Here is a 14,635-nt window from a genome sequence, read left to right on the forward strand (position 1 = left end):
GCATGTCGCCCACCGAATTCCTGCAGATCATCCTGATGGCTGCCGCCTGGGGCGGGTCTTTCCTGTTTCTGCGCATGACCGTCGGAGAATTCGGCGCGGTACCGCTGATTGCGATGCGCGTGACCATCGCTGCCCTGGTGCTGCTGCCCGGAATCCTGCTGAATCCCGCCTGGCGGGAACAGTTCAGACATAATTTTTTCAAACTGCTGCTGCTTGGCGCATTCAACGCCGCACTGCCATTTTCTTTGTTTGCGCATGCAACCCTGTATGTCACCGCCGGCTTTGCCTCGATCATCAATGCGACTGCGCCATTGTTCACGGCATTTCTGGCCTGGCTATGGCTGCGGGAGCGCCCGACGCTGCTCCGCGTTGCCGGTCTGGTCACCGGGTTTTCCGGTGTCGTGCTGCTGGTCGGCGGAGTACCCTCCACGCAGAGCGGTGCCTTGCTGGCAACCGCAGGCGCGTTTCTGGCCAGTTTGTGCTACGGGGTGGCGGCGAACTTCGTGAAAACGGAGCTCGCCGGCGTACATGCATGGGTGACAACGGGTGGCAGCCTTGTTTTTGCCGCACTGCTGCTGTTGCCGCTGTCATTGTGGCAGTGGCCCGAGCAGTCGCCCTCAATGCACTCCTGGCTGGCAGTTGTGCTGCTTGCCGTACTGTGTACGAGCATCCCGAACATCTACTACTTCCGGCTGGTGATCAGTGCCGGTCCGACCCGGGCCATGGCGGTTGCATTCCTGATCCCGGTATTCGGCATGCTGTGGGGTGCGCTCTTACTTGATGAGACCGTTACACTCGCCATGCTCGGCGGCTGCAGCGTGATCCTGCTGGGTACCGCACTGGTCGGCGGCTTTACCAGCCGGCGTCTGCGCTAGGCACGAAGTTTCGCGAGAGGGTGTATTGATATGTACGACATCGTCAAGGACTACTACGGCAAGCAACTGCAGGGCTCTGCAGACCTCAAGACCACGGCTTGCTGCGATACAAGCAAGGTACCGGGTTGGCTGAAGCCGCTGCTGTCACGCATCCATCCTGAAGTGCTGAACCGCTATTACGGTTGCGGGCTGGTCTGTCCGCCGCAACTCGCGGGTTGCCGGATTCTCGATCTGGGCTGTGGTTCCGGGCGCGATGTTTATGCGCTGGCGCAGCTGGCCGGACCGACGGGCAGTGTTGTTGGTGTGGACATGACTGCCGAGCAGCTGGCGGTTGCCGATGGTCATCGCGGCTGGCACGCCGAACAGTTTGGCTTTGACAACGTGCGTTTTCTGAGCGGCTATATCGAGCGCCTGGATGAACTGGATCTGGAGCCCGGGAGCTTTGATGTCATTGTCTCCAACTGCGTGGTCAATCTGTCGCCGGACAAGCCTGCCGTGCTCGCCGGGGTGCATCGCCTGCTCAAGCCGGGCGGGGAGTTCTATTTCTCGGACGTCTACGCCGACCGGCGTGTTCCTGAATCGGTACGCAATGATCCCGTACTCTATGGTGAGTGCCTCGGTGGTGCCTTGTACTGGAACGATTTCCTGCGCATGTCGCGGCAGGCAGGCTTTGCGGATCCGCGCCTGCTCACCGATCAGCCGCTGGCGGTCACCGATGCAGAACTCGCTGCCCGGGTCGGCGCTATCCGTTTTTATTCGGCCACGTATCGACTGTTCAGGATCGCCGCACTGGAAGATGCCTGCGAAGATCATGGGCAGGCCGTGGTCTATCGCGGTACCGTGCCCGATCAGCCATTGCGATTCGATCTGGACAAGCATCACGGCATTGAAGCCGGTCGCGTGTTTCCGGTCTGCGGCAATACCTTCCGGATGTTGCATGAAACCCGTTTCGCAGCGCATTTCGATTTCATCGGTGACTTCAGCCGCCACTTCGGCCTGTTTGCCGGCTGCGGCAGCAGCATTCCTTTCGATGCAGGGGCATCAGCCGGAGTGCGCGACGCATCTGGCAGCTGTTGCTGAGGGGGCAGTCGGGTGAACGCGGCCGGTGTGAAACGTACACCAGACAATCGCTTCGACAAGCTGCCGGAATTCGGTTTCGCGCCGCACTATTGCCAGCTGCCCGATGCGTGCTTTGGCAGTCTGCGCATGCACTACCTGGATGAGGGACCTGTCGATGCGCCGGTGATCCTGCTGATGCACGGGCAGGGCACATGGTCGTACATGTACCGGAAGATGATCCCCCTGCTCGTCGCGGCGGGTCATCGTGTGGTGGCGCCCGACTACATTGGCTTTGGCCGTTCCGACAAGCTGCCGGACACGGAGGACTACAGCTTTCAGCAACACGTGGACTGGCTGGTGTGTTTTCTCGATACACTGCAAATCCGGGATGCGACCGCCTATCTGTTCGACTGGGGTGGTTACTTCGGCCTGCGTATCGCGGCGCTGCATCCCGCATTCTTCGGCCGACTCGTATTGAGCAATACCATGTTGCCGCAAGGGCAGGGCGGCAGCGGGCGGGAATGGTTTCTGAACTGGCGTGCGCAGCAGTTCGCGCTGCCGAAGTTTCCGCAGGGCGAGATGGTCAACATGGGCGTCGTCGAGAAACTCGGGCCCGGGATCATTGCGGCCTACGACGCGCCGTACCCGGATGAGACCTTCAAGACCGGTCCGCGACGCTGCCCCATGATCCTGCCGATCTGGCCCGATGATCCAGTCAGCATCGCCAACAAGGAGGCATGGCAGAAGCTGGCCGAATGGACGAAGCCGGTGCTCACGCTCTTCAGTGCCAGCCTCGGTACCGGCAGTCTGGGGCCGGATGCGATCAAGACGCATATCCCCGGGGCCAAGGGGCAGGCGCACGCGCTGCTGGAGCCGGCCGGGTTCTATATCGTCGAGGACCGGTATCGCGAGATTGCGCTACGGATTGCGGAGTTTGCCGCTCATTAGTGCCGCATTATCCGGCGGTGGCGCGCTCGCGCAGATACTCGGTGTCTTCAAACATGAATTCCTTCCAGTTCTTCGTGTCGAGTATCTCCGGCACAAAGCGCCGTACGCCGGTCATCACGTCCGAAGGCAGGGCATCAAGTCCGGATATCTTGGCCCCGAAGCCGCGCGCGACTGTGCCGCCCGAACGATCGCCCATGCCCATCCATGGCTGCCAGCGGTTCTTGTTCTGCAGCTGGGCATGTATGGGTGCGGAGTTGAGCCGGGGATTGGCAATATCGGTGAACAGGGCCGAAAAGGTCATGAATGAATTCACATAGTTGGTTTCGCCGGGCCGCACCATGTCCGGCATTTTCTCGATGGACTGCGTGGCGAGAAACACCCGGTCACCGATCAATTCCAGCGGCAGCGCCTTCGGCGTGTAGCCCATCGCGGTAATGCCCTCAGGCGTATAAATTCGCGGTACAGGCCCGAGCCGGAAGTGGTGGATATTGCTTCGCTCGCCGGTCAGGGGATTGTCGAAGTATTCAAGCGGCTCGTGGCTGTCGAACTTCGTATAAAAACCCACCTCATATTTGCGCATTTCGTAGCGATCGTTGCCCTTCGCATCCCAGTAGTCGACCAGGATGTTGTTCATCGTGAACAGCGGCACGAAGTTGCCGGTGCCAAGATCAGCATAGAGGTTCAGCCGGAAGAAGGTGTGCACGGTCTCTGTACCCAGGCTGCCGACCATCTTGACGTGAGCGCGCAAGGCCGTCAGTGGATCGGCCAGATTGAAACCTTCCGGAACAGCGGTTGCCGAGGTCTTTGCACCCGCAGACGCAACCGCGAGTGTGCCGAGGCTTGCTACGCCGCCAAGTGCGGCTCGCCGGGTCATTGGGTGCATGCCAGTCTCCTCTGTCATCAAAAACAATGGGGGAAAGCCCGCGAGTTTAGCCATTCCCGGGTCATTCGGCTCGACGTGGCCCGCGTTCTTTCTATACTGGCAGACATGCCGGGCGAACTGATTCGTCTCGTTCATGTTGTCAGTTCAGCGCTGATGTTCGGCGTGGGCATTGGGGCGTTCTGGTTTGTGCGTACGTCCCTGCGTTCAGCTGATGTGGCAGCGATCGCTGTCACCATCCGCAACGCGGTGCGGGCCGAGTGGTTCATTGCCGGGCCGGTCGCGGTAATTCAGCCCACGACGGGCTACTTGCTGATGCTTCAGCTCGAGTACTCGCTGCGCTCCCGCTGGTTCCTGGCGGTTGCGATCCTCTACATCCTCGCGGGCATGTGCTGGGTTTACCTCGTGAAGGCTGAACTGGGGATGAGGGCCCTGGCCGCTGCCTCGCTCGCGTCGCCGCGCGCGGCGACGCCTCTGCCGCCGCAATTCCACACCCTGGCCCGTCGCTGGCAGTATCTCGCGCTGGGTTCTATCGCCGGCGTGCTCGCGATCTTCTGGCTGATGGTGTTCCGGCCGGGGCTCTGAGGACGGCAGCGTTTTAGGCAAGCGCTGTTGCCGATCGATACCGGCCGAGGCCCATGCTTTGGTCCGCTGATTGGTGCCGGACCTGCTGTGTGATTACAGCAGCATCCCTTGTGGTCGTTCACGACATCGGGTCGGGTTCGTGCGCCTGGCTAATCGCAGGTGGCAGCGGGATGAACTCGCCGTTGTCGAGATCGGGCAGCTTCATTCGGCCGGCTGCCCAGTCCTCGCGCGCCTGGTCGATGCGTTCCTTTGATGAGGAGACGAAGTTCCAGTCGATGTAACGCGGCCCCACGGGCTCGCCGCCCAGGCCCATGACCACGGCATCGCCGATGGCGGCAAGGGTTGCGGCCTTGCCCGGCTTGAGCACAGCCATGGTGCCGGCCTCGATCCGCTGGCCACCAACGTCAACCGCCCCACTGACCACGTAGACACTGCGCTCCGGGTACTCGGCGGGCAGTGATGCGCGCGCTCCCGCACGCAGCTGCCAGTGCACGTAGAACTGCGGCGATTCGGTGCGCACCGGCGAGGCCACACCCGACAGGCGGCCGGCAATCAGCCGCCCGACCACGCCGTCGCTATCGAACACCGGGAGCGCCGCGCTGTCGTAGTGCCAGAACTCGGGATTCATGTCCTCGTGCTCGTCCGGCAGCGCCACCCAGGCCTGGATGCCGTCGAGCCGCCCGCCTTCCCTGCGCAGGTGCTCAAAGCGCTCCGAGTGGGTTATGCCGCTGCCTGAGGTCATCCAGTTGACCTCGCCCGGACGCACCGCCTGCTCCGATCCGACGCTGTCGCGGTGCATGATCTCGCCGTCGAAAAGGTAGGTGATCGTAGACAGTCCGATATGCGGATGCGGGCGAATGTCCGCTTCGCGAGGCAGTCCCGGCTGCAGGTCCTTGGGACCAATGCGGTCGAAGAAGATGTAGGGCCCGACCATTCGGCGTGTGGCGTACGGCAGCACACGGCCGACCTCGAAACTGCCGAGGTCGCGACGCCGCTGCTGTATGACAAGTTCGATCACGTGGCCGCTACTGGTTTCGAGCAATGGCACGAACGACGGGCATCCGATACCGGTGGCGTTGCAGCCACCTCAGGTGCCACGCGGCAACACGGTCAGGACATGCCCGATGAACTCGTGGAACGCCTTGAGGTAGTTGCGCAGGAACTCTGCCGTGGATGCGTTGGCGATATTGCCGGCGTCATCGATCATCCCGTCCTTGAACTGGATGTAGGCTTCCGGCGAGTTCATCTGCGGCGAGTTGAGGAAGCCGAGGATGCTGCGCAAGTGCTGCTGTGCCACGGCAGTGCCGATTGCGCCTGGCGAGGTGCCGATGACGCCTGACGGAATGTTGGCCAACGAGTTGGTGCCCCAGGGGCGGCTGGCCCAGTCGAGGGCATTCTTGAGCCCGCCGGGGACGGAGCGGTTGTACTCAGGCGTCACGATAAGGATCGCGTCGGAGCCCTCGATGCACTGCTTGAACTTGCGGCCGGCCTCGGGATAGTCGGCGTCATAGTCGTAGCTGTAGATCGGCAAATCCCGGTAGGAAATTTCCTCGAAGCGGAGCTGGGCCGGTGCCAGCTTGAACAGCGCATTGGCGAGCTTGCGGTTGATGGATTCCTTTGCGATGCTGCCGATCAGGTATCCGACCTTGTACGTCTTCATCATCTGCTCCCTGGTTTTCGGAATGGCCGCCAGCATGGCAACGGCTGGACTTACTCGGCCGGTGGCGGTGGTGGTGGCGGCAACCTGATAGGCAACAACCGCTGGCCTACAGTAGCAGCTTCATGGAGGGGACATAGGCCATCTGAAGGCTTTGATTTCTGCGGAGCCTCACTCGTTCACCTCCCATCAACACGGAGAAGCACCATGATGCAGGTAAGCAAGGCTGCGGACCGCGGTGTCGCCGAACACGGCTGGCTGAGCTCGCGCCACACGTTCTCGTTCGCCGACTACAGGGATTCGGGCCAGATTGGCTTTTCTGACCTGCGCGTGATCAACGAGGATCGCGTGGCACCCGGCCAGGGTTTCGGCACCCACCCGCACCGCGACATGGAGATTTTTTCCTACGTGTTGGAAGGCGTCCTGGTGCACAGCGACAGCATGGGTACCGGCTCGCAGATCAGGCCCGGCGATGTACAGTTGATGAGCGCCGGCAGTGGCGTTACCCACAGCGAGTTCAACGGCTCCAGGGAGGAGCCGGTGCACTTCCTGCAAATCTGGATCGTGCCGGACCACACCGGTGGCGCACCGGTCTACCAGCAGCAACACTTCAGTGAAGCGGACAAGCGTGGGCGCCTGCGCTTGATCATTTCGCCGGATGGCCGCGATGGCTCGCTGCGCATTCAGCAGGACACCCACGTTTACGCTGGTCTGTTCGATGGTGACGGTACCGCGTTGACGCTAAACAAGAACCGTCATGCCTTTGTGCATGTCGCCCGCGGCAGCATCGAACTCGACGGCATGAAGCTGGAGGCCGGTGACGGGGTGCGCCTGCGCAACCCACAGAGGCTGCAGCTAACGGCCGGCGAGGGTGCGGAAGTGCTGGTATTCGACCTGCGTCCGAACGAATTGCCGCAAACGCCCTGAGCTTACGCAACATTGGGGCTTCAGATGCGAAAAAACCCGCGTTTTAGCGGGTTTTTCGGTCGTCATCGGATGTCGTCGGATCGTGAAGTGGTGGAGGCGGCGTCCCTCACATCCTGACTGCAAGGTATTGTGGGTACTGGAGTTTCGCCGATTCGCTTTTTCCGCTTGCCCCCAAAATTGCCCCACGGTTGACGTATCGTTTTCGCACCCGGTGCGATTCCGTCGCGAGCCTGGAAGCGCGTCGAACACGCGCTTTTCTCTTGACCGCTGCTGTGCCAGTAACAGATCAGGCTTTCGACTTCGGCAAGGCGGCAGCCCGCACGGCACGCTGCACTTCCCGAAAGACTGTATCGAATGTCGGAAGCTGACTCATCTGGTGTGCAAGACGATTTGCCCAGAGCCGACGCAGGCGCTCTTCCTTGGCGGCGATTGCCTGCTCCATGCCTGCAACGACACGTTGTCGCAATGCCAGCTTGGCATCGAGTTCGACACGCATCTCTGCAATTCGCAAATTGGTTGCGCCGAACAGATACCAGAGGTCATACAGATCGCGCGGCTCGTTGCGAGCCCGGTCGCTCAGGGCCAGCAGTTTCTCGACCACGATCTCTTCGAGAGCGTAGACCTTCACGGTCGGTCCTTCCGGCAGGTCGTCGAAGCTCGTGTAGATACGCTGGATCGGGCGATCCTGTAACGGGTAGCACAGGACTTCGTTGATCGTGATGTCTACCTTGACATCGTTCGGAGCGGGGAGCGGCCCCTGGTAACGCAGATAGAACGTGTAGCTGTTCTGATGGCCGTGGCGGTCTTCGCAATCGAAGGCGATGCGAAGGCCGCAGGCGGCTTCAATCGCAGTGAAGATTTCGTTCAGGCCAGCCAGGATTTCTTCGAGTGCGATTGGTCGGGTCAGCGTGAAGTCCAGGTCTTCGGAAAACCGGTAGTCCTCGAACCAGCAGCGGCGCAGCGCGGTACCGCCTTTGAAGGCGAGCACTTCGCGCAGCGGATGGCCGGCCAGACCCGTCAGAAACCAGGCCAGCACGTAGTCGCGTTCGATCACGGCTTCGGGGATGCGCCGCCCGCCAGCAGATTGCAGCGTGTTCGAGATCAACGAAATGTTGCGTTGAGGGATCATCAGCCAAGCCTCACGGCATCGAGCTCTTCGGGAGTCACGTTGAGCTGAAGCCGCCAGCGTGCGAGGAAGGCACCCTCGGCGGGCAGTAGCGGGTCGAGTCGCTGGTAGGTTGCCGTTAACGTGTCGCGCAACGAGGCGAGCATTGAAGCATCGGCCAGGCTGTAGTGCTCAAGCAGGTAGCCAAGGCGACGCACAACCGCGCCGACGCCGAGACGTTGTGCGTAGTCCACCAGCCGCTCGGCATTCAGCACATCGCGCTTCATCCACAAGCCCTTGGCGACTTCGGTAATGCCACCGGCAAACGCGGGGTGTCGTAGACCATCGATGATGGTGCGCTCCATGTCGCTGATCATCACGAAGCGCTCTTTGTCGATCCAGTGCTTCACCACACCGAAGGCTTGTTCTGTGGTGATGTGGATAAAGCGGAAATCGTAGCCACCCACCGTCTGTGGGCGGACGCGCCGCGTGCATGACACATAGATGGTGAAGTTCGGCTGGGTCACCATGCGATGCAGTTCAAGTGCCGTACCGTGTGACAGGAAGTAGGGTGCCGTGCCGGCGAGTTCACGCGCAATCAGGTACGGGCTGCCGATATATTCGGTAGCACGGCCGAGTTCGAAGGGCACTAGGTTGTAGAGACCTGGTTTCAGCCGTGTCACCAAGCCCCGTTGTTGGGCCTTGTGCACCAGGTTGCGGGCCGATGACGCCGACAGCCCGGTGATTGAGCGCACATCCGCCAAGGTGAACGTAGACCGGCACCGTTCGTTCAGTTCGGTGAAGAGCTGCGCCGCGCGTGGGCCTAGTGTCTTGGTCTGCGAATGATACTTTACGCTCAATGTAGTTCTCGAATAGAGACGAAATGCGCAAAAAAGATAACAGAAACTATTTTTAGTGGCAAGTTCGTTTCCTTATAAGGGACGAATCGAGGCTAAAATATAACAATGATCATTCAAAGCGGACTTCCCACGGTACGTCCAAGTTCTGCAGCTGTTGCCGGACGAACGTCAGGCGGCACGGTTGCCCGGGCACTTTTTTGACTGTCAGCAGTGCTGACAGCTGCCCCGGGGTTGGTTCGGTCGAGCGATACGGCAGACTTACCGACCTAAATACACCACGGTGATCTGCTCGCGCTGATGCCCCAGCTCTGGGCTGATCGTGAGTCGCGCTTCGCGGTCGGCCTCGCGTTCTGAGGGTGTGAGATCTCTAGCCCGTGGTCCACCGGCCGTAGGTGCCGGCCAGCCGGTCAGTTCGCGGTAACGCGTCTGTGCGTACTGGTGGCGGTGGCCGTGGATGCGGTGTGCGCCGGCCGCAGCGCACTGATACTCGAAGCGGCGTAACTGCTCGACGTAGCTTCGCTCGGCCGGAATGAGGCTGCCCCTGCCGGCCAGGGCCTTGGCTTCATCAAGGAGCTGGCGCTGCTCAGTGTTGCGGATCGGAATTTCGCGCGCCCGCCCACCCTTGGTCCAGGTGTCCTTGAGTACCAGCCGGTTGTCCCGATCGGCCCACGCCGGGCGGATCTTGATCGACTCACCACGGCGCAGGCCGAAGGCGGCCTGCAACCGCAGCGACATTGCCGTAAAGGGGTCGGTGATCCGGGCGAGCTCGCTTCCGGTCAGCTGACGCGCCTTGCTGACGTTGGTGACGTACTGTCGATGGCCGATGCCGTAATGATCGTTGTCGCGGGTCATGACGTTTTGCTTGCCGATCTTTTCTGTCCACCAGCGCAGCTCTGCCATCCGGTTCTTGATCGTGCCCACAGCCAGGCCTTCGGCTTGCCAGCGTTCGACCAAGCGCTCGACGTGCTTGGGCTTGAGGCTTGCTGCAGCCATGTGCCGGTAGCCCAACTCATGAAGCTGGTTTGCCACCAGGTCGAGCACGCGCTCGCGATCGCGCTGGGTCGCGAAGCTGCCGTCGCGGTTGCGCCGGCACATTTGCTTCAACTCATAGTTCAGATTCCGCATTCGCTTCTCGTCTGCCTTTCGTTCTGCCTTCCATCCGTTGCCCCAGGGTTTTCGATTCGCTTTCTGTCGCTGGTGTAATGCATATCTGGTCAGTGTTTCTGTCCGTCCCGAACGCCTGAGCGTTACGGAAACCACAAGGGACACGGGACACCACTCCCGTTTCGTGCCGAGTAACTACTGGCCGCCGCGGCACGCGGCATTGGCGTCGATGGCGCTTCCTGTGGGAAGGCGATCCATCGGTTGAGCCATTGACCCAAGGCTCTGGGTGCGCCGGTGGCGCTATTGCTGATGTGGCCCGTAGAGAGGCGCGGGCGAGGGGCAGACCGCGTTGCGCGGTCCGAGGTTGTGACGTTCCAGAGAGGTCGTCACGTGGGGTTGTCACTTGCGACAGCCCCGGCACAACGCTTGTGTGCTGGGGCTGTATGCGCGTCGTCACTACTGGCTGGCGCCGCGTAGTGACGACGCGGTTGGCGCAGCGATGCTGGGGCAGGATGCGGGCGAGATTGCAGCAGTGGTGTCTCGGCAGATGCCGCTACGGTTCTGCAAGCTCGACTGGGGCAGGACAAACGTATCGTGTCTCAAGTCTGACGAAATCTCCGAGCCTTGCGGCCACCGGTTTTCAGGAGATCTGACCGGTTTCGGGCGATGCGTAACGGGCATCAACCGGGCTGACACAGCCAACGTGAATTTGGACGCACCGATGCTGCGCCATCTGTTTGTCGTCTGCAACAGCAGTGGAGAGGCTGAGACAGGGCCTCATGCGGTGGGCCAGAGCGCACGGCCGGTTCGAGGTGTCAGCACTGCTGACGGTCGCGTATGTCCTGACCTGCCGGCATTCCTCGATCCAGTGATGACTTAGGAAATGGTCGGTCTATCCGGTTGTCCGGTCTAGCGGGCTGCGCACAGCGCGTGCGCCTTTCTGCATGACGTGGGTGTAGATCATGGTGGTCTTCACGTCCGAGTGTCCGAGCAACTCCTGGACCGTGCGGATGTCATAGCCATCCTCCAGAAGGTGCGTCGCGAAGCAATGGCGCAAGGTGTGCGTGGAGACGCGCCGATCAACGCCGGCGCGCTGGGCAGCTGTCTTGATTGCCTTCTGCAGGTTGCTCGGCGAAGCGTGCCAGCGACGCCAGCAGGGGTCTTCAGCGCTGCGTGAACGGGTCTTGGACGGAAATACGAACTGCCAGCGCCACTCGATGGCCGCTGTCGGGTACTTACGCGCCAGCGCGTCGGGGAGCGGGGCATGGCCAAAGCCTTCGGCGAGATCTCGATCATGCAGTCGCCGCACACGCTCCAGGTGTTGCCGCAAGTCCGGCAGGACACCCTCGGGTAGAATTGTCACTCGATCCTTCATGCCCTTTCCAGAGCGCACCGTGATCTGGTGGTAATCAAAACCGAGATCTCCTACGCGCAGCGTGAGTGCCTCCAGCAAGCGCATGCCGCTGCCGTACATCATCCGCGCAATCAGGCTTTCGGTGCCCGCCAGCTCTTGCAGTACCTGGCCCAGCTCCCCGCGTGAAAGTACGACCGGCAGGTGAGTGGGCCTTCGGGCACGCACCACGTCCTCAATCCAGCCTATCTCCTGGTCCAGTACTGCTTTGTAGAGAAACAGAACGGCAGCCAGTGCCTGATTCTGAGTGCTCGCCGCGACTTTCTTTTGCACGGCAAGATAATCGAGAAACTCGCGAACTTCGGCTGAGCCCATTTCCGCGGGATGTCGCTTGCCATGAAACAGGATGTACCGGCGGATCCAGTGCACGTAGGCACTTTCAGTCCGCGGGCTATAATGCCGCACACGGATGCAGGCTCGGACTTTTTCGAGCAACGGGGAGGGTGCCATGGTGATGATCTCCTACGCCGCGTTTATCTTTTTTTATTATTCACTCTATCCATCTGATCGCAAATGGGTTTCCCATGATTTCCCATAAAAAGTCCGGATGGCAAACGGAATTTAGTCCGTATAGATATAGTTAGATTCAGAACAGATGATTCGGCTCCTTCTCCTTGCGACCGTGCTAGTCGCCTTCTCGCACCGGCAGGAGCCCGATTGAAATTAGAGGAGCGGGAGCGCTGGGCAACTATTCACGGGCACCGAACTATCCGGGGCGCGGCAATCCGCTCAAGATCCCGAAAAGCGGGTGGTGAAGGAAGCGTCTTTGCGGCGTGAACGTGCTGTTCTGGTCCCACGCCGTGCGTTTCAGCGTGCTACGGAATTCTTACAGCCTCTTTCCGCCGACTACGTTCTGTGCGCCGCATAACGACCATTGGACGGCCGGATCCTCCAGCGAACAATATTCTTACGGTGGTCAGCGATTCTTGCGTTTGCCGTTCGGTCTGTCACGAGTGTCTCAAGCGCGCAGCCGCCGGTCTCACTCAAGGTTAAGATTACGCGGTCTCTGGTGCCGGACCATCCGGTAGTCGGTGTGGCAGAGACAGTTCAGTTCGCATTCCCAGATGATTGGGGTTGCATAGTGCTCCGTGCGATGGCGAAAAGCCAGTATCGCTGGCTCGCTTCGCAGCACTGCAGGTCACCGGTTCTGTCGCCAGGTTGGGACATCAACGCCTGCTGGACCCGACCATCCTTCATGAATTGTGGCCGTGAAGCCTGAAGTGGCGGAAGATTGACCTCGGCAGCGCACCCAACGGCTTCACGAACCCGGCAGTACTGCGCAAGCGATCTGCGATGCCAGAGTGCGCCAGGCGTTTAACGGACGCATCCACTCTACGTTGACTGAATCACCTGTCACGCGGCTTGCAGACGCAAGCCTGCCCGCGCGCCAGCCGCTGGCGCCGGTGAGCTTCAGGCGTTAGCCACCAAGAAGGTGCCATGAAAACATTTGCCGCATATGTAATTATCGCGTGTCTTTCGAGTACGGCATTAGCTGGTTCAATTACAGAAAATACGTCTTGGAACAAAGAGTTCTCTGCCGAAGCCGTCAATGGTGTCTTCGTGCTTTGTAAAAGTAGCAGTAAATCCTGCGCTACCAATGACTTAGCTCGTGCATCAAAGGAATATCTTCCAGCATCAACATTTAAGATCCCCAACGCAATTATCGGCCTAGAAACTGGTGTCATAAAGAATGAGCATCAGGTTTTCAAATGGGACGGAAAGCCAAGAGCCATGAAGCAATGGGAAAGAGACTTGACCTTAAGAGGGGCAATACAAGTTTCAGCTGTTCCCGTATTTCAACAAATCGCCAGAGAAGTTGGCGAAGTAAGAATGCAGAAATACCTTAAAAAATTTTCCTATGGCAACCAGAATATCAGTGGTGGCATTGACAAATTCTGGTTGGAAGGCCAGCTTAGAATTTCCGCAGTTAATCAAGTGGAGTTTCTAGAGTCTCTATATTTAAATAAATTGTCAGCATCTAAAGAAAACCAGCTAATAGTAAAAAGAGGCTTTGGTAACGGAGGCGGCACCTGAATATCTAGTGCATTCAAAAACTGGTTTTTCTGGTGTGGGAACTGAGTCAAATCCTGGTGTCGCATGGTGGGTTGGGTGGGTTGAGAAGGAGACAGAGGTTTACTTTTTTCGCCTTTAACATGGATATAGACAACGAAATAAGACATTATGAAAACATTAAATCAAAGACGCGCGGCAATCAAAATGCAAAGGCAGGGCTACCCAAACACTGCGTACAACTCTGATTCGCGTATGGTGAATGCAAACATAACATCCCCGCTCAAGCAGACAACGCCAATCTCTTGTGTAAAGAATTATATTTATGGCGTTGCAGCTTAGCGGGAGCGTTAGCGCCCGCAAGAAACCGTGAGGTAATCATGTACGTTCCGCCCGGCTTCAATACGATCACGCCATACTTCTTCGTCAAGGGTGCCGACCAATTCGTTGCGTTCCTTGTCAAAGCTTTTGGTGGCACCGAGGTGCTTCGCAGCTTGCGCCCCGACGGCTGCATTGCCAATGCGCAGGTTCGCATCGGCACATCCACCATCATGGCAAGCGAGGCTGGTGGCCAGTACGCACCCATGCCAACGGCCTGCTACATCTACGTCGAGGACGCTGACAAGGCCATGGAACAGGCGCTGGCGGCCGGTGGCACGCTGGAGATGGAGGTCAGCGACATGCCCTATGGCGACCGTCAAGGCGGCATCAAAGATCCGCATGGCAATATCTGGTGGGTCTCTCAGCGCCTTGTCCAAGCACCGTATTCAACTTGAGCGTGCGGGCTCTAACAAGTCAATGCAGCGGACGCGGTACCCGCGCCGCTGATTTCCAGCGTTAGATGCCATGAGAATTGTGGGCGTTACATTGCGCGTAGGTTGCGCGGTCCAGCCTCGAGGAGAGTTGTAGTGTTTCTACTGAGCGAGAAATACATACGTTGGCATGTTCGCCTGATGAACGTGTTCGCACGCGCCTTCGGCGTCATGTCGGTGCTCGTCGGCGTAGTATTTTGCATCTCTGCATTCGGCGATCCAGACGAGCGGGTGATGTTCGCTGTAACTGGAATCGCCATTCTCGCGATTGGTATTGCCTTCCTGGTTGTGAAGCCACTTAGGACGGAGCATATCTACTCAATTATGGAAGGGTTCGGATATCGTCGGCCTACCAAGGCTGATAACTCTCCACGCAATGGCATCTAACAACTCGTTGCAGGC

14 protein-coding genes and 1 pseudogene are annotated in these 14,635 nt (G+C 59.4%); 8 read left to right on the top strand and 7 right to left on the bottom strand.

All coding sequences use genetic code 11. From position 1 onward, the window contains the following. Window positions 1-2: 2 nt before the first annotated feature. The 3 genes from H6979_01500 to H6979_01510 are packed head-to-tail and all read left to right on the top strand — an operon-like array spanning window position 3 to window position 2,882. A complete protein-coding gene (locus tag H6979_01500; GenBank protein ID MCP5138521.1) occupies window positions 3-875 on the top strand; it encodes a DMT family transporter in 873 nt (290 codons plus the stop codon). Between the two features lie 30 nt (window positions 876-905). Then, on the top strand, window positions 906-1,955 hold the full coding sequence (locus H6979_01505) for a methyltransferase domain-containing protein (protein ID MCP5138522.1): 1,050 nt from the start codon (window positions 906-908) through the stop codon (window positions 1,953-1,955). 27 nt (window positions 1,956-1,982) lie between these two features. Beyond that, window positions 1,983-2,882 carry an alpha/beta fold hydrolase gene (locus H6979_01510; GenBank protein ID MCP5138523.1) on the top strand — a complete coding sequence of 300 codons (900 nt, stop codon included), beginning with the start codon at window positions 1,983-1,985 and terminating at the stop codon, window positions 2,880-2,882. 7 nt (window positions 2,883-2,889) lie between these two features. Here H6979_01510 and H6979_01515 read toward each other — a convergent pair whose 3' ends face one another. Beyond that, window positions 2,890-3,765, bottom strand: coding sequence for a DUF1838 family protein (locus tag H6979_01515; GenBank protein ID MCP5138524.1), 876 nt, complete (start codon window positions 3,763-3,765; stop codon window positions 2,890-2,892). On the opposite strand from H6979_01515, the gene H6979_01520 reads away from it, so the two are divergent. Then, on the top strand, window positions 3,760-4,347 hold the full coding sequence (locus H6979_01520) for a DUF2269 domain-containing protein (protein ID MCP5138525.1): 588 nt from the start codon (window positions 3,760-3,762) through the stop codon (window positions 4,345-4,347). The genes H6979_01515 and H6979_01520 overlap by 6 nt on opposite strands. A gap of 118 nt (window positions 4,348-4,465) precedes the next feature. On the opposite strand, the gene H6979_01525 is transcribed toward H6979_01520, so the two are convergent. Continuing rightward, a complete protein-coding gene (locus H6979_01525) occupies window positions 4,466-5,365 on the bottom strand; it encodes a pirin family protein (protein MCP5138526.1) in 900 nt (299 codons plus the stop codon). A gap of 69 nt (window positions 5,366-5,434) precedes the next feature. After that, window positions 5,435-6,007 (bottom strand): NAD(P)H-dependent oxidoreductase, encoded by a 573-nt coding sequence (locus H6979_01530; GenBank protein ID MCP5138527.1) that lies wholly within the window; start codon window positions 6,005-6,007, stop codon window positions 5,435-5,437. 204 nt (window positions 6,008-6,211) lie between these two features. Here H6979_01530 and H6979_01535 point away from each other — a divergent pair, with 204 nt between their 5' ends. After that, complete coding sequence (locus H6979_01535) at window positions 6,212-6,931, top strand: pirin family protein (protein ID MCP5138528.1); 720 nt, start codon at window positions 6,212-6,214, stop codon at window positions 6,929-6,931. Between the two features lie 286 nt (window positions 6,932-7,217). On the opposite strand, the gene H6979_01540 is transcribed toward H6979_01535, so the two are convergent. The 4 genes from H6979_01540 to H6979_01555 form a co-directional block, all read right to left on the bottom strand. Beyond that, complete coding sequence (locus tag H6979_01540; GenBank protein ID MCP5138529.1) at window positions 7,218-8,060, bottom strand: nucleotidyl transferase AbiEii/AbiGii toxin family protein; 843 nt, start codon at window positions 8,058-8,060, stop codon at window positions 7,218-7,220. Then, window positions 8,060-8,896, bottom strand: coding sequence for a type IV toxin-antitoxin system AbiEi family antitoxin domain-containing protein (locus H6979_01545; protein ID MCP5138530.1), 837 nt, complete (start codon window positions 8,894-8,896; stop codon window positions 8,060-8,062). The genes H6979_01540 and H6979_01545 overlap by 1 nt, the downstream gene beginning before the upstream one ends. A gap of 258 nt (window positions 8,897-9,154) precedes the next feature. After that, a complete protein-coding gene (locus H6979_01550; GenBank protein MCP5138531.1) occupies window positions 9,155-10,021 on the bottom strand; it encodes an integrase domain-containing protein in 867 nt (288 codons plus the stop codon). Between the two features lie 871 nt (window positions 10,022-10,892). Further along, window positions 10,893-11,861 carry an integron integrase gene (locus H6979_01555; GenBank protein MCP5138532.1) on the bottom strand — a complete coding sequence of 323 codons (969 nt, stop codon included), beginning with the start codon at window positions 11,859-11,861 and terminating at the stop codon, window positions 10,893-10,895. 987 nt (window positions 11,862-12,848) lie between these two features. Between H6979_01555 and blaOXA the strand changes: the two are divergent. The 3 genes and pseudogenes from blaOXA to H6979_01570 all read left to right on the top strand — a co-directional run bounded on the left by blaOXA (window position 12,849) and on the right by H6979_01570 (window position 14,620). Beyond that, window positions 12,849-13,582 (top strand): annotated as a pseudogene (gene blaOXA / locus H6979_01560) (class D beta-lactamase). A 219-nt stretch (window positions 13,583-13,801) separates the two neighbouring features. After that, entirely contained in the window at window positions 13,802-14,197 is a 396-nt protein-coding gene (locus tag H6979_01565; GenBank protein ID MCP5138533.1) for a VOC family protein, read from the top strand. Window positions 14,198-14,329: 132 nt separating this feature from the next. Further along, on the top strand, window positions 14,330-14,620 hold the full coding sequence (locus H6979_01570) for a hypothetical protein (GenBank protein ID MCP5138534.1): 291 nt from the start codon (window positions 14,330-14,332) through the stop codon (window positions 14,618-14,620). The last annotated feature ends 15 nt before the right edge of the window (window positions 14,621-14,635 follow it).

It is taken from the genome of Chromatiales bacterium (genome assembly GCA_024234935.1).
GTDB lineage: Bacteria > Pseudomonadota > Gammaproteobacteria > Steroidobacterales.

What these genes read in the sequence shown, in the direction of transcription:
- H6979_01535 (MCP5138528.1), top strand. Translation starts at nt 6,212, where the DNA reads ATGATGCAGGTAAGCAAGGCTGCGGACCGCGGTGTCGCCGAACACGGC.
- H6979_01505 (MCP5138522.1), top strand. Translation starts at nt 906, where the DNA reads ATGTACGACATCGTCAAGGACTACTACGGCAAGCAACTGCAGGGCTCT.
- H6979_01550 (MCP5138531.1), bottom strand. Translation starts at nt 10,021, where the DNA reads ATGCGGAATCTGAACTATGAGTTGAAGCAAATGTGCCGGCGCAACCGC.
- H6979_01500 (MCP5138521.1), top strand. Translation starts at nt 3, where the DNA reads ATGTCGCCCACCGAATTCCTGCAGATCATCCTGATGGCTGCCGCCTGG.
- H6979_01555 (MCP5138532.1), bottom strand. Translation starts at nt 11,861, where the DNA reads ATGGCACCCTCCCCGTTGCTCGAAAAAGTCCGAGCCTGCATCCGTGTG.
- H6979_01540 (MCP5138529.1), bottom strand. Translation starts at nt 8,060, where the DNA reads ATGATCCCTCAACGCAACATTTCGTTGATCTCGAACACGCTGCAATCT.
- H6979_01515 (MCP5138524.1), bottom strand. Translation starts at nt 3,765, where the DNA reads ATGCACCCAATGACCCGGCGAGCCGCACTTGGCGGCGTAGCAAGCCTC.
- H6979_01565 (MCP5138533.1), top strand. Translation starts at nt 13,802, where the DNA reads ATGTACGTTCCGCCCGGCTTCAATACGATCACGCCATACTTCTTCGTC.
- H6979_01530 (MCP5138527.1), bottom strand. Translation starts at nt 6,007, where the DNA reads ATGAAGACGTACAAGGTCGGATACCTGATCGGCAGCATCGCAAAGGAA.